Source organism: Faecalibacterium gallinarum (assembly GCF_022180365.1).
Classification (GTDB): Bacteria; Bacillota; Clostridia; order Oscillospirales; family Ruminococcaceae; genus Faecalibacterium; species Faecalibacterium gallinarum.
The window spans coordinates 1-12,424 of the sequence record NZ_BQKV01000007.1; the positions used below are offsets into that span (position 1 = coordinate 1).

The 12,424-nt window shown below is 62.9% G+C and carries 13 protein-coding genes and 1 tRNA gene; 5 read left to right on the top strand and 9 right to left on the bottom strand.

Annotation, left to right across the window (positions count from 1 at the left end; all coding sequences use genetic code 11):
* Positions 1-67: 67 nt before the first annotated feature.
* Both JCM17207_RS00550 and JCM17207_RS00555 read right to left on the bottom strand, forming a co-directional pair.
* Positions 68-153: transfer RNA gene (locus JCM17207_RS00550), tRNA-Tyr, on the bottom strand.
* Between the two features lie 144 nt (positions 154-297).
* Positions 298-1,161, bottom strand: a complete 864-nt coding sequence (locus tag JCM17207_RS00555; protein ID WP_238315504.1) for a patatin-like phospholipase family protein — start codon at positions 1,159-1,161, stop codon at positions 298-300.
* A 364-nt stretch (positions 1,162-1,525) separates the two neighbouring features.
* On the opposite strand from JCM17207_RS00555, the gene JCM17207_RS00560 reads away from it, so the two are divergent.
* Positions 1,526-2,119 (top strand): xanthine phosphoribosyltransferase, encoded by a 594-nt coding sequence (locus tag JCM17207_RS00560; protein ID WP_238315505.1) that lies wholly within the window; start codon positions 1,526-1,528, stop codon positions 2,117-2,119.
* A gap of 1 nt (position 2,120) precedes the next feature.
* Here JCM17207_RS00560 and JCM17207_RS00565 read toward each other — a convergent pair whose 3' ends face one another.
* Positions 2,121-3,998, bottom strand: coding sequence for a peptidoglycan D,D-transpeptidase FtsI family protein (locus JCM17207_RS00565; protein WP_238315506.1), 1,878 nt, complete (start codon positions 3,996-3,998; stop codon positions 2,121-2,123).
* A gap of 144 nt (positions 3,999-4,142) precedes the next feature.
* Here JCM17207_RS00565 and JCM17207_RS00570 point away from each other — a divergent pair, with 144 nt between their 5' ends.
* The 4 genes from JCM17207_RS00570 to JCM17207_RS00585 all read left to right on the top strand — a co-directional run bounded on the left by JCM17207_RS00570 (position 4,143) and on the right by JCM17207_RS00585 (position 8,696).
* Positions 4,143-5,303: an FtsW/RodA/SpoVE family cell cycle protein gene (locus JCM17207_RS00570; protein ID WP_282449807.1), complete on the top strand. Its 1,161-nt coding sequence runs from the start codon at positions 4,143-4,145 to the stop codon at positions 5,301-5,303.
* 139 nt (positions 5,304-5,442) lie between these two features.
* A complete protein-coding gene (locus JCM17207_RS00575) occupies positions 5,443-6,699 on the top strand; it encodes a UDP-N-acetylglucosamine 1-carboxyvinyltransferase (protein WP_238315507.1) in 1,257 nt (418 codons plus the stop codon).
* Positions 6,700-6,874: 175 nt separating this feature from the next.
* The gene (gene ftsZ / locus JCM17207_RS00580) at positions 6,875-8,023 is read left to right on the top strand and encodes a cell division protein FtsZ (protein ID WP_238315508.1); all 1,149 of its coding nucleotides are present in this window, start codon (positions 6,875-6,877) and stop codon (positions 8,021-8,023) included.
* Positions 8,024-8,069: 46 nt separating this feature from the next.
* Entirely contained in the window at positions 8,070-8,696 is a 627-nt protein-coding gene (locus JCM17207_RS00585) for a hypothetical protein (RefSeq protein WP_238315509.1), read from the top strand.
* A gap of 68 nt (positions 8,697-8,764) precedes the next feature.
* On the opposite strand, the gene JCM17207_RS00590 is transcribed toward JCM17207_RS00585, so the two are convergent.
* The 6 genes from JCM17207_RS00590 to ispE form a co-directional block, all read right to left on the bottom strand.
* Positions 8,765-9,346, bottom strand: coding sequence for a hydrolase (locus JCM17207_RS00590; RefSeq protein WP_238315510.1), 582 nt, complete (start codon positions 9,344-9,346; stop codon positions 8,765-8,767).
* Between the two features lies 1 nt (position 9,347).
* Positions 9,348-9,578, bottom strand: coding sequence for a YdbC family protein (locus JCM17207_RS00595; RefSeq protein ID WP_238315511.1), 231 nt, complete (start codon positions 9,576-9,578; stop codon positions 9,348-9,350).
* A 110-nt stretch (positions 9,579-9,688) separates the two neighbouring features.
* Positions 9,689-10,135 (bottom strand): hypothetical protein, encoded by a 447-nt coding sequence (locus tag JCM17207_RS00600; RefSeq protein WP_238315512.1) that lies wholly within the window; start codon positions 10,133-10,135, stop codon positions 9,689-9,691.
* 123 nt (positions 10,136-10,258) lie between these two features.
* A complete protein-coding gene (locus JCM17207_RS00605; protein WP_238315513.1) occupies positions 10,259-10,732 on the bottom strand; it encodes a peptidoglycan-binding domain-containing protein in 474 nt (157 codons plus the stop codon).
* A gap of 58 nt (positions 10,733-10,790) precedes the next feature.
* Entirely contained in the window at positions 10,791-11,447 is a 657-nt protein-coding gene (locus tag JCM17207_RS00610) for a stage II sporulation protein R (protein WP_238315514.1), read from the bottom strand.
* A gap of 80 nt (positions 11,448-11,527) precedes the next feature.
* On the bottom strand, positions 11,528-12,421 hold the full coding sequence (ispE, locus tag JCM17207_RS00615; RefSeq protein ID WP_238315515.1) for a 4-(cytidine 5'-diphospho)-2-C-methyl-D-erythritol kinase: 894 nt from the start codon (positions 12,419-12,421) through the stop codon (positions 11,528-11,530).
* Between the last annotated feature and the right edge of the window lie 3 nt (positions 12,422-12,424).

The following is a 12,424-nucleotide window of genomic DNA, read 5'->3' on the forward strand; positions in this document are numbered from 1 at the left end:
CCCCGCTTCTGTGATTCTGTAGGTTAAAAACACAAAACCCGATGCTTTTTACAAAGCATCGGGTTTTTGGTGGGCGCGGGTGGATTCGAACCACCGAAGCTGAAAAGCAGCAGATTTACAGTCTGTCCCCATTGGCCACTCGGGAACACGCCCAGATTCACTTCAGGACCGGCAGCGCCGGACCGCCTATACATATTAGCACGGATTTAAACGGTTGTCAACTGTTTTTTGGGACTTTCCACCCGCAAAAACAGGCCCCCGCTGTTTTGGCGGAGGCCTGGCGCAATTTTATATGGATTATTCGGTGGCTTTGGCGCTGGCCAGGAACTCCTGCACCCGATCCAGCTGTTTTTCCGCCACGGCCCGGCCGGTCTCGTAGACCCGGCGCAGCTGGATGGGGTCCCGCTCCACCGCGCCGATCTCCAGGGGTACCGGCGGCCGGATCACCAGGGCGGTGCCCGCCTCTTCCTGCATGGCGATGTAACCGAGGGTTTCGTTGTACCGCTCGTGGCGGTCTGCCGCCGCCGCCAGGAACGCCGGGTACCGGAACAGCCGGGCCTGCATCAGGGGCAAAAGCTTATTCTTCTTTTTCTCGTAGCCCTTGGGCTGGGTCAGGATAATGACGTTCCGCCGGTAGCCGATGGACTCGAAGAACCGCACCGGGATCGAATCGGCCACGCCGCCGTCCAAAAGGGAATAGGGCCCGATTTTGACCACCCGGGCTGCCAGCGGCATGGAGGCCGAGGCCTGCATCCAGCGCAGATCGTCGGCATCGCCGGTGCGGCATTTGTGGTAGATGGGGCTGCCGGTCCGCAGATCGGTGCAGACCACATAGAACTCCATGGGCGAATTGCGGAACGTTTCCGTGTCGAAGGGGTCCAGATGCTCGGGGATCTCGTGGTAGCAGAAGGTCTCGCTGTATACGTCGCCGGTGCGCAGCCAGTTCTTCAAACTGGCGTAACGGCGGTCGTTGCAGTATGCGAGGTTGTAGCGGATGACCCGGCCCGGCTGATGGGATTTGTAGTTGCAGCCGAACACCGCCCCGGCCGAAACGCCCACAGCGCCGTCAAAGGTGACGCCGTGCTCCATCAGTACGTCGGTGACGCCAGCGATGAACATCCCCCGCATGGCGCCGCCTTCCAGAACCAACCCGGTTTTCATGGTTTTTTCCTCCTCCAGTTGTGCCGGCCGGACACCCCGCCGGCCCCGCTGCGCACCGCAGAGCGCAGCCCAAACCGGGCCCCTGGCCCGGATTTTTTGAATGTTGTTTCGAGTATACTCAAAATGCGACAAAAGTACAAGAGATAACAAGCTGAAAATTATTCCCGCCCGGAGGCCGGTTTCTGTAATTTTCGGCAAAGTAAGACTTTTATCCCCCTGGCCTAAAATCCGGGAAAGTTTTATGTCAAATTTAGGCGGATTCCGGTATTGCAAAGACCTGTGCCCATCAAGTATACTGTTGTTATAAATACATCCCTGCACAGACAAATCCAAAAATGGTTTATACCGGGAGGATATAGGATTTATGAAACTGCTCGAAGATCGGATCCGCAAAGACGGCATCATCCGCGAAGGCAACGTGCTGAAGGTGGACAGCTTCATCAACCACCAGATGGATATCGCGCTGTTCCGCGAGATGGCCCGGGAGTGGAAGCGGCTGTTCGCCGGCAAACCCATCAACAAGGTACTGACCATCGAGGCCAGCGGCATCGGCATCGCTGCGGTGGTGGCCAGCGAGCTGAACGTCCCGGTGGTTTTTGCCAAGAAATCCATGAGCATTAACCTGGATTACGACAACTACGAGACTCAGATCCAGTCCTTCACCCACAAGAAGATCTACAACGTCATCGTCTCCAAAAAGTTCCTCACCCCCGAGGATCATCTGCTGATTGTGGACGACTTCCTGGCCAACGGCTGCGCCCTGATGGGCCTTTTGGAGCTGGCCGCCGAGGCCGGAGCCACCGTGGAAGGCATCGGCATCGGCATCGAGAAGGGCTTCCAGGCCGGCGGCGAGCTGGTCCGCAGCAAGGGCGTCCAGCTGGAGTCCCTGGCCATCATTGAGTCTATGGACTCCACCACCGGCGAGATCGTCTTCCGCCCCCAGCCCCACCAGAGCTGATTCAAGCGCCGTAAAAACTGTCCCCGTCGGCGGGCAGCTCGGCCGCCGTCTCGGCGGTGTTCTGGGCTTCGTCCTCAGCGGGGGCCCGGGGCACGCCCTTATAGACCAGGGTCTGTTCCAACACTTCGGCGCAGACCGGGGCCGACAGACTGCCGCCCGCCGTGGTCCAGCTGTGGGGTTCGTCCAGACAGACCAGGCAGAGGAACTGCGGGTCGTCGATGGGCGCCACCGCCACAAAGCTGGCGATCCGGGCGGTTTCGTCCTCGCTGTCCAGCTTTTGGCTGGTACCGCTCTTGCCCCCCACACGATACCCGGCGATTTTGGCGTTCTGACCGCCTCCGCCTTCAACAACGGCCTCCATCATCTTTCGCATGGTGATGGAGGTCTCTTCTTTTATCACCCGGCGGGTGCAGACCGGCTCGATTTTGTCCAGGGTCTCGCCCTCGGGGTCCCGGATTTCGGAGACCACATAGGGCCGCATGAGGTTTCCCCCGTTGACCACGGCGCAGACCGCCGCCGCCATCTCGATATAGGACACCTTGCTGCTCTGGCCGAAGGCACAGGAGGCCAGCTCCACCGGGCCCATCTGCTCGGCGGTGTAATAAAGGCTCTTTTTGGGTTCGGCGGGCAGATCAATGCCGGTGGCCTCCCGCAGGCCGAAGGCCGCGAAGTAATCGCAGAAAGCCTCCTTGCCCAGCCGGGCGCCGATTTGGATGAAACTCTGGTTGCAGGAGTTCATCAGGGCCAGGGTGACGCTCTGGGTGCCGTGGCTCCTGTGGTTGGCGCAGTGGAATTTGGTCCCCGCCACCGAGATGGACTCGCCGCAGTAGAAGGTGGAACCCGCCTGGATTACCCCGGCGTCCAGCCCGGCGGCGCAGGTGATGAGTTTAAAGACGCTGCCCGGCTCGTACAGATCGCTGACGGCTTTGTTCCGCCACTGGGTCTGCTGGGCCAGTTGGAGGGCGGCGGCCCGCTCCTCCCCCGAGAGGGCGTCCACCGCCGCCCGAGTAGCCTCATCGTAGATCACCCGGGGCTGGTTGGGGTCATAGGCGGGGGTGGTGGACATGGCCAGCACCGCCCCGGTGTTCACGTCCATCACGATCCCCACCGCCCGGGCCGCCACATTGTGCTCCTGCACCGCATAGTTCAGGGCGTTTTCCAGATACCGCTGGATGTTGGCGTCGATGGTCAACACCAGGCTGTTGCCCTCCACCGGGTATTGTTCGGTGGCGTAGCTCTGTTCCAGCGTATAGCCCCAGGCGTTGACGGCGGTCAGAACCACCCCGTTTTCCCCGGTGAGCACGTCATCGTATTCCAGTTCCAGCCCCGAAACCCCGGCATTGTCCACGTTGGTGAACCCCAGCACCGAGGCCAGAAACTCCCCTTCCGGGTACCAGCGCTTGGAGTCCTGGTTGATCCGAATGCCGGTGATCTGGTTTTCCTCGCAGAAATCCCGCACCGCGTCGGCCATGGTCCGGTCCACCCGGTAGCGGAGCAGACAGTCGTTGGAGCTGCGCTGCTGGAATTTTTCCAAAAGATCGGCCTCGTCCAGTTCCAGAATTTGGGCGAGTCCCCGGGCGGCCAGTTCCAGTTTATCCTCGGGCATCTCCCGGGGGCTGGCCCGCAGGGTCCAGCAGCTGCTGTTGGCGGCCAATAAGGTGCCGTCGGCGCTGTAAATTTTGCCCCGGTCGGCGGGTACCACCGTATCCTGTAATTGCTGGCCCAGGGCCCGCTCGGAATACCAGCCGCTGCCCACCAGCTGCAAATAAAACAGCCGCACCGCCAACCCTAAAAAGCAGACCGCGCAAAACAGACCGGCCACCAGCCGGGCCCGGGTGCGCAGTGCCCGCTCCGGTACGGGGCGGATCCAATCACCCATAGACAAGACGCCTCCTTTCCCGCAACAATCTATGCGGCCGGGCAGGGGGGATATGCCGGGATGACTAAGCCGGGTTTTTCCTGCGTAAAATACTAGGGGTGCCCGGCCGGGCATCCGGTTTTTTGCGAAAGGAGGCGGCCGCAGATGCAGGAGCCTGTCACGGCCCGCTGGACTCCGCCCCGGAAAAAGCGGGGCTTTATCCGGCTTTCGGTCCAGCCGGCGGTGGACCTGCCCTTTTTGATTCTGGTGCTGACCCTGGTGGCCTTTGGGCTGGTGATGCTGTTCAGCGCCAGCTACGCGGTGGCGCTCTACCGCCGAGGCGACCCGTATACCTATATCCGGCCCCAGCTGCTCTATGCGGCTCTGGGGCTGGCGGCCATGTGGGTGGCCAGCCGGGTGGACTATCATATCTACCATAAACTGGCCTGGCCCCTGCTGGCTTTGTCCCTGGTGCTGCTGGTGGTGGTGCTCTTTATGCCCGAGTACAACGGCTGCAAACGCTGGCTGGTGATCCCCGGGGTGGGCACTCTCCAGCCCAGTGAGATCGCCAAATTTGCGGTGGTGCTCACCTTTTCCCATATCATTTCCCTAAACCATACCCGGATGAAGGAATTCTCGGTGGGGGTGCTGCCCTTTGGTCTGGTGTTGGGGGTGGTGGCGGCCCTGATGCTGCTGGAACCCCACCTCTCGGGCACTCTGCTGATCCTGGGCATCGGGGCGGTGCTGATGTTCGTGGGCGGCACCGGAATCAAATGGTTTTTGATGGCAGGGGCCGGGGGCGCGGCGGCCATCGCCGCGGCGGTGGTCATTATGCCCGACCTGGTGCCCTACGCCGCCGACCGTCTCAACTCCTGGCTGGACCCCTTTGCCGACCCCCTGGGGGACGGCCACCAGACCATCCAGAGCCTTTATGCCATTGGTTCGGGCGGGGCCACCGGCCTGGGGCTGGGCAACAGCCGGCAGAAACATCTCTTTGTGCCGGAACCCCAAAACGATTTTATCTTTTCCATCGTCTGCGAGGAGCTGGGGTTCATCGGGGCCTGCGCGGTGATCCTATTGTTTGTCCTGCTTTTGCTGCGGGGCATCACCCTGGCGGTCAACGCCCCCGACCGGTTCGGGGCTCTGTTGGTGGTGGGGTTTGTGGTCCAGGTGGCCCTTCAGGCGGTGCTGAACATCGCCGTGGTCACCAATACCATCCCCAACACCGGCATCAGCCTGCCCTTCTTTTCCTCCGGCGGAACCAGTTTGATGATGCTGTTGGGGGAGATGGGAATTGTCCTCTCGGTCTCCCGCGGAGAAACCTAGTTTTACCCCCTGAAATTCGACAAATTACACAAGAAATGCGCCCCCGGTTTGTACGGTGGGCGGTTTGTGGTCCATTTGGCACAGAATTCCCCCGTTTTGCATACCGTAGGGTATCTTTTGCGAAACGGGGGATTTTTCTATGAGTGGGACGATGACAGTGGTGGGCGGTCAGCCTTTGTATGGAACAGTGCGGATACCGGCGGCCAAGAACAGTGTGCTCCCGCTGCTGGCGGCGTCCCTCCTCTGTGAGGGGACGGTGCGGCTGTGCGGGGTGCCCCGCCTGTTGGATGTGGAGGCCAGCCTGGCCCTGCTCCGTGGGGTGGGCTGTGAGGCCCGCCGGAAGGGCAGTGATCTGGTGGTGGAGGGGCCGCCCCAGCGCTGCCGCCTGCCCGAACAGGAGGCCGGGCAGATGCGCGCCTCCATCCTGTTTGCCGCCCCGCTGCTGGCCCGGCTGGGCCGGGTGGAGACGGTGTTCCCCGGGGGCTGCTGCATCGGCGCCCGGCCCATTGACCTGCACATCGATGGGCTGCGGCAGATGGGGGCCCAGATGCAGCCCGGCGGAGCAGGGCGGCTGGTGCTGACGGCCCCCGGCGGGCTCCACGGGGTGGAGTACACCCTCCGTCTGCCCAGCGTGGGGGCCACCGAAACGCTGTTGCTGGCGGCGGCCACAGCCCGGGGGCGGACCACCCTGCGGGGGGCTGCCTGTGAGCCGGAAATTGTCGATCTGGCGGATTTTTTGAATCTCTGCGGCGCACGAATCGAGGGAGCGGGCAGCCCGGTGATCCGGGTGGAGGGACGCCGCTGTCTGATGGGGACGGTGTTTGCCCCGCTGCCCGACCGGATTTTTGCCTCCACCATCGCCTGTGCGGTGGCTGCCGCCGGGGGCCGGGTGAAGATGGAGGGCTGCCGCCCGGTCACCTTCCGCCCGGTGCTGGGGCTGCTCAGTCAGATGGGCTGTACCGTGGAGCGGGCCGGCAGCCGGGCGGAGGTCACCGTCGCCCGGCTGGGCCGGCTGCACGGGGTGGGTCAGGTGAGCACCGGGGTCTACCCGGGGCTCGCCACCGACGCGGCCCCCCTGCTGGCGGCAGCCCTTTTGCGGGCCGACAGCCCCAGCAGCATCCGGGACCAGATTTTCGAGCGCCGGTTCGGCTGCGCCGAGGGGTTCGCCCGGATGGGGGCCCGGGTGCGGGACGAGGGGCGGATCCTCCACATCGAACCCACCCGAACCCTCTGCGGCGCCCGGGTGGAAGCGCCCGATCTGCGGGGCGGCGCGGCCCTGGTGGTGGCGGCTCTGGGGGCCCGGGGAACCAGCCGGATTGAGGGAATGGAATACATCCAGAGGGGTTATGCAGATTTGGGGGATACTCTGTCGGCCCTTGGGGCACGAATTGCCTGAGTAACCCCGCCGGGGCCACTTCAATTCAAAAAAAGAATTTCAAAAAGGAAAAAATGGCTTGCAATCAGAGTCAAAAGATGATACGATACAACTATATAGCTGTACTATGATAAAAAATCTGTGCCATTTAGGGGCAGTGCGCAGTTTGCGATATTCTCACATGGAGGACAAAATTATGGCTTTGATGCTTGATGAAGAATTGGACGAAAACGTTACCACAATTAAGGTAATCGGCGTGGGCGGCGGTGGCGGCAACGCTGTGAATCGAATGGTTGCTGACGGTCTGCAGGGTGTTGAGTTCATTGCGATGAACACCGACCAGCAGGCCCTGGCCAAAAACCACGCTACTGTGAAAGTTCAGCTGGGTTCCAAGCTGACCAAGGGCCGCGGTGCGGGCGCAGACCCTGACGTGGGCCAGCGGGCTGCCGAGGAGAGCAAGGACGAGATCGCCAACGCGCTCAAGGGCTCCCAGATGGTGTTTATTACCGCCGGCATGGGCGGCGGCACCGGTACCGGCGCCGCCCCGGTGGTGGCTGAGGTGGCCCACGACCTGGGCATCCTGACGGTGGGCATCGTCACCAAGCCCTTCTCTTTTGAGGGCAAGCGGAAGATGGGCCTGGCCGAGCAGGGCATCGCCAACCTGCTGATGCACGTGGACAGCCTGATCGTGATTCCCAACGAGCGGCTGAAGATGATCAGCCAGGAGAAGATCACCCTGATGAACGCCTTCCAGGCGGCCGATAACGTCCTGCGCCAGGGCGTCGAGTCCATCTCGGCCCTGATCAACGTGCCCGCCTTCATTAACCTGGACTTCGCCGACGTGCGCTCCATCATGAAGGACGCCGGCTACGCCCATATGGGCGTGGGCAGCGCCAAGGGCGCGGGCAAGGCCGAGAACGCCGCCAAGGCTGCTGTTTCCAGCCCGCTGCTGGAGACCAGCATTGCCGGCGCCCACGGCGTCATCATCAACATCACCTCCAGTCCCGACATCGGCCTGGAGGATGTGGAGACCGCTGCCGGCCTGATCACCCAGAGCGCTCACCCCGATGCGAACATCATCTGGGGTACTGCCTTCGATGAGAACCTCTCCGACGAGATGAAGATTACCGTGGTGGCCACTGGCTTTGAGAACAAGGTCAGCGACGCCCTGCGCTCCACCATCAGCAACGCTGTCAGCAGCCAGACTGCGTCTACCGGCGCGGTCTTTACCGCCGACGGCACCGCGCCCGGCTCCGCCAAACCGGCCAGCCAGCCGGTGGAGGAGGAGAGCAGCGACAACCGTTACTACGACGAGCTGCTGGCCATCCTGAACAAGCGCAAGTGATCTGACGCCCGGAGGCGCCTTTGCGGCGAGGCGGGAGGAAATGGCTATGGCACGAGAGGAATTGCGGTTCCGGACGGCGTTGTTCGGCTACCGGAAATACGACGTGATCCGCTGTGTCAGGAACCTTCAGGCCGTCGGCGACGCTGAGCGCCGCCTCGCTCAGGAGAAATTTTCTGCATTGGAGAGGAGGATGGCGTTGGTGGAACAAGAAAACAGCGCGCTGCGGCAGAACCTGGCCCAGCACAACGCGGTAGAGACCATCGCGGCCGCCAATGCAGAGCGTGCCGAGAGCGAGGTTGAGGTCCTGACCCGGAAACTGGCCGCCGCCCAGGCGGAGATTCGCCGGTACCAGACCCAGCTGTTCGCCTACGAGCGGGCGATGCTGTCTCTCCGGCGGGAAAACGCCGAGATGGAGGAGCTTTGCGAGCAGGCCCGGGAACGAGGCGTCTCCCTGAAACAAAAGCAGGAACTGCCCCATTTTGAGGCCATCGAGGAAGAACCGCGCCGTGCGGTGGCGGAACGTGTCGAAACGCCCCGTTGTACCCAGGCTCCGGCGGCCCGGCCCGCAGATTCGCAGACACCGGCCAACAAAAGCGAGCTGGAGGATCTCTCTCTCCAGCTGCTGGACGAGATGGAGCGGCTGATGGAGCAAGAGGGCATCCCCTTACATTAAACGAAACCCAAAATACCCCCCGGCAGCCTTGGGCGCCGGGGGGTATTTTTTGCGTGTTGGGGGGCAGGTCAGCGGGCAGCGCTGGTGCCGTGCTCCATCAGATAGGTGGCCTGAAGATCGGCGATGTGGAGCTTGACGGCCAGGGGGTAGCGGTCGTAAGCCTCTGAGATGGCGTAGCAGCCGCCCCGGGCCGCGTCATCGAAGCCGCCCATATGCCAGCGGATGGCCACAGCCTCCTCGACCCGCAGATGCATGAACCGTTCGATCAGAAAGACGCTCTTCTCCCCGTGGCCATAGGGGAACAGATCCTCTACGGTGTAGGTGGGAACCTTCTCCCACTGGCCGGTGGCCTCGTTTTTGACGTTTCGGGTGCCGGGCTTGTAGTAGTTGGCCTTGCACAGGTCGTGGAGCAGCGCGCAGATGGCGAAGCTCTCCTCGCTGTCTCCCTCCTGGAAGAAGGTGTCGTGCAGCGCATGGTAGACGTTTAAACTGTGCATGCACAGCCCGCCCTCACAGGCCCCGTGGAACCGGGTGGAGGCCGGCGCACGGAAAAAGTCGGTCTTGTTCTCCAGCCAGTACAGCAGCTTGTCGGCCCCGGGGCGGGTGACATGCTGGCGGAAAATCTGGAGGAATTCTTCCCGGTCCGTCATCTCACGGCTCCAGATCGTCCAGGTCGTTGAGGATGCCCTTCAGGATGGCCAGCTCGTCGTGGCTCAGGGAGATTCCCTTGCCCATCCGGGTGCCGTCCGGCGACCAGTCGCGGATGTCATATTTCGGCTCGGCGTCGTTCCAGCTGATGAGATTGAGCTGGCGCTCCCAGCCTCTGGGGCGCTGGGACAGCACAGCGATGCGCTGAACCACTTCGTATTTGATCTCTGCCATAATGCGGTACCTGCCTTTTATTGTGATTTTATATCATAATAAAAGAAGCGCCGCGAGATTGCAACCGGAAAATCAAAATATTCAGAAAAAATTCCTTTCATCCGGCGGTTTTAGCCGTAGGGGGCCTCCTCCCGCCATTCCACCAGCCGCTGGACTGTCTCGTCGTCCTGCTGGGCGGGGCGGGCCCGGCGGGGGTCGGTGTCTTTGGACTCCACCCGGTTGTTCTCCGGCATATAGGCGGCCATGACGCCGGGGGTGGTCCCGGCCAGGAAACTCTCAGCGTTTTTCTGGCGGCTGGCGGCGGGGGTGCCGTCGGTATAGGGCACGGCCCCCCGGGGAATACTGTCCGGCCCGGGGTGAGGGGTCTGCCCGGGCCCTGCCGGGGGATGGGGCGCCGGGGCCGGAGCGCCGCCGGGCTGGTTGGGATCGGCCGGAGCGGCAGAAACCGGGGCCCGGCCCAGGGGCGGGCTGTTGCGGCTGCTGGCGGCCCCTGGGCGGGCCTTGGGGCCGGGCAGGTTGTCCATTTCGTGGCGGATGAATGGGGTCAGAGAATTCATAGCATACACCTCCGCCTTTAGGTTGCCCGGCATACGGGCGGAAATACCCCCGAACAAAAAGGGCCGCGGATGCAGCGCATCCGCGGCCCGCCTGCTCACTCGGAGCAGGCAGAAGGGAAAATCTTAGGCGTAGAGCTTCGCCCAGGTGTTCTGGCCGATGACGCCGTCCACACTCAGACCATTGATGCTCTGGAAGTTGCGGACCGCCGTAGTGGTTTTGGAGCCGAACTTGCCATCGGCGCTCAGGGTGGCGCCCTTGAGGTTCAGCCGCTGCTGGGCGCTCTTAACAGTGGCGCCGGCCTGGCCGTTCCGCATGGCGATGCCGGGGTACTGCTCGGCGCTGCTGTGGTTCTGGATGTACCGGTTGTACAGTGCATTCCAGGTGTTCTGGCCTACTTTTCCGTCTGCGGTCAGGTTGTTCTGGGTCTGGAACTGGCGGACCGCGTCGTTGGTTTTGGAGCCAAAGCCTCCGTCCACGGTCAGAACCGGGTAGTTGAGGCAGTTGCCCCGCACGCCGTTCAGCCAGATCTGGACCAGAGCGACGTCGGGGCCGTTGGAGCCGTTTTGAAGCATTGCGTAATATTCAGGTTTTGCCATAGTGTAAACACACCTCCTATGCCCCAGTGTATGCGGGGCCGGGGCGGGATGTGCCGATTCACTCCACCACCAGGAGGGGACGGTCTTCCCGGGAGGCGGTCAGGCTCTGCCACCAGTCCACCACCCGGAACCGGATAACATAATCCCCGCAGACCAGATCGTTCTCGGCGGGGGTGTCGTAGCTGGCGCAGGCCGAGAGGCAGAGCCCCGGGTAGAGCACACACCACCAGTTCCGGCCGTAGGTGTCCGGGGCACCCAGATCCACCCGCAAAGCGTCGTACCGCCCCGCCGGCAGCCGGAAGCTGCCGTAATCCGCGGCGTCAAAGTACATGTTCTGGAGAGAGACTTTCACCGGTACTGATACCCCCAGCCGGGCCAGGGCATGGCGGGCAGTCAGCTGGAACCGAACCAGGTTCCGGGAGGCACAGATCAGTGCCTCCTGCTGGGTGTCTGCATCCCCCCAGAGGGTTTCGGTGAGCTGGAGCAGGGCGTCCCGCACCATCAATTTAAGGGTCTGGTCCCGCACCCCGTCGCTGTCGGCCCGGACGTGGAGCCGGAGGGTGTCGGCCCGGAGCGCTTCGCCGGTGGATTGCTGGGCCGCAAACCAGCGGCCCGGGGCGGCTGCCAGCAAAAGACCCAGCAGCAGGGATGTACATAAAAGACCCATCTGCCTGCGGGACAGAAGGTGGGAGGAATCAAAGGGCAGAGCAAACATAAAAACGGCAGATCCTTTCTTCGGTGTTGTTACCGAAAGTCTGGGTCTGCCGTTTGGGCTTTATACAATTTCTGGAAATTTCAGCGCCCGGCGCGGTACGCCCGCAGAACCCGGGCCCCGCCCCGGTCGGGCCGGGCGATGTACACCTGAGGGTATTGTTTTTTCAGCTGTTCCGCTGCGGCCCGGGCCTGGGACTCCTGGGCGAAGATGCCAAACACCGCTGCGCCGCTGCCGGTCATTAGGGCGGTGAGGGCGCCGTTTGCCCGCAGGGCGGCCTTGATGGCGGCGGTATCCTTAGCGCCGCTGCACTCTTCCAGGGCGTTGCCCGCGGCCTCACAGAGCCCGGCCAGATCCCCGGCCCGGATGGCGGCTTCCTGAGCGGCGCAGTCGGGGTGGACCGAGGAGCCCACCCGGTCATAGGCCGCGAACGCCTCGGGGGTAGAGATGCCGTAGTCGGGCATAACGACGGTGAACCAGCAGTCGGGGCAGGGGGGCAGAGGTTTCAAAAGATCTCCCAGCCCCTGGACCCGGCAGGTGCCCCCCATCAGGGCAAAGGGAACGTCTGCCCCGATCCCCGCGCCCAGGGCGCAGAGCTCGCTCATGGAGAGGCCCGCCCCATACAGGGCGTTCATCCCCACCAGCACGGCGGCGGCGTCGGCGCTTCCGCCGGCCATCCCCGCCCGCACGGGGACGCTCTTATAAATGGTAATGTCCACCCCGGCCAGCAGTCCGGTGTAGTGGAAGAAAGCCATGGCCGCCTTGATGGCGGTGTTCTTGTCGTTGACGGCCACCCGGCTGCCCGGCATCTGCAAGGTCAGGTTCTGGCTGCGGTGCAGGTTGACCCGCTCATAGAGGGTGATGGCCTGCATGGTCATGTCCAGGTCGTGGTAGCCGCTGGGCAGAAGGCCCACCACGTCGAGAGCCAGGTTCAGCTTGGCGGGGGCCAGCACGGTGACGCTTTGGCAGGGTTTCATAGA

Coding starts and splice junctions, on each gene's coding strand:
- JCM17207_RS00595 (WP_238315511.1), bottom strand. CDS start 9,578: ATGGCAGAGATCAAATACGAAGTGGTTCAGCGCATCGCTGTGCTGTCC.
- JCM17207_RS00570 (WP_282449807.1), top strand. CDS start 4,143: ATGCAGGAGCCTGTCACGGCCCGCTGGACTCCGCCCCGGAAAAAGCGG.
- JCM17207_RS00560 (WP_238315505.1), top strand. CDS start 1,526: ATGAAACTGCTCGAAGATCGGATCCGCAAAGACGGCATCATCCGCGAA.
- ispE (WP_238315515.1), bottom strand. CDS start 12,421: ATGAAACCCTGCCAAAGCGTCACCGTGCTGGCCCCCGCCAAGCTGAAC.
- JCM17207_RS00565 (WP_238315506.1), bottom strand. CDS start 3,998: ATGGGTGATTGGATCCGCCCCGTACCGGAGCGGGCACTGCGCACCCGG.
- JCM17207_RS00605 (WP_238315513.1), bottom strand. CDS start 10,732: ATGGCAAAACCTGAATATTACGCAATGCTTCAAAACGGCTCCAACGGC.
- JCM17207_RS00555 (WP_238315504.1), bottom strand. CDS start 1,161: ATGAAAACCGGGTTGGTTCTGGAAGGCGGCGCCATGCGGGGGATGTTC.
- JCM17207_RS00585 (WP_238315509.1), top strand. CDS start 8,070: ATGGCACGAGAGGAATTGCGGTTCCGGACGGCGTTGTTCGGCTACCGG.
- ftsZ (WP_238315508.1), top strand. CDS start 6,875: ATGGCTTTGATGCTTGATGAAGAATTGGACGAAAACGTTACCACAATT.
- JCM17207_RS00600 (WP_238315512.1), bottom strand. CDS start 10,135: ATGAATTCTCTGACCCCATTCATCCGCCACGAAATGGACAACCTGCCC.
- JCM17207_RS00610 (WP_238315514.1), bottom strand. CDS start 11,447: ATGTTTGCTCTGCCCTTTGATTCCTCCCACCTTCTGTCCCGCAGGCAG.
- JCM17207_RS00590 (WP_238315510.1), bottom strand. CDS start 9,346: ATGACGGACCGGGAAGAATTCCTCCAGATTTTCCGCCAGCATGTCACC.
- JCM17207_RS00575 (WP_238315507.1), top strand. CDS start 5,443: ATGAGTGGGACGATGACAGTGGTGGGCGGTCAGCCTTTGTATGGAACA.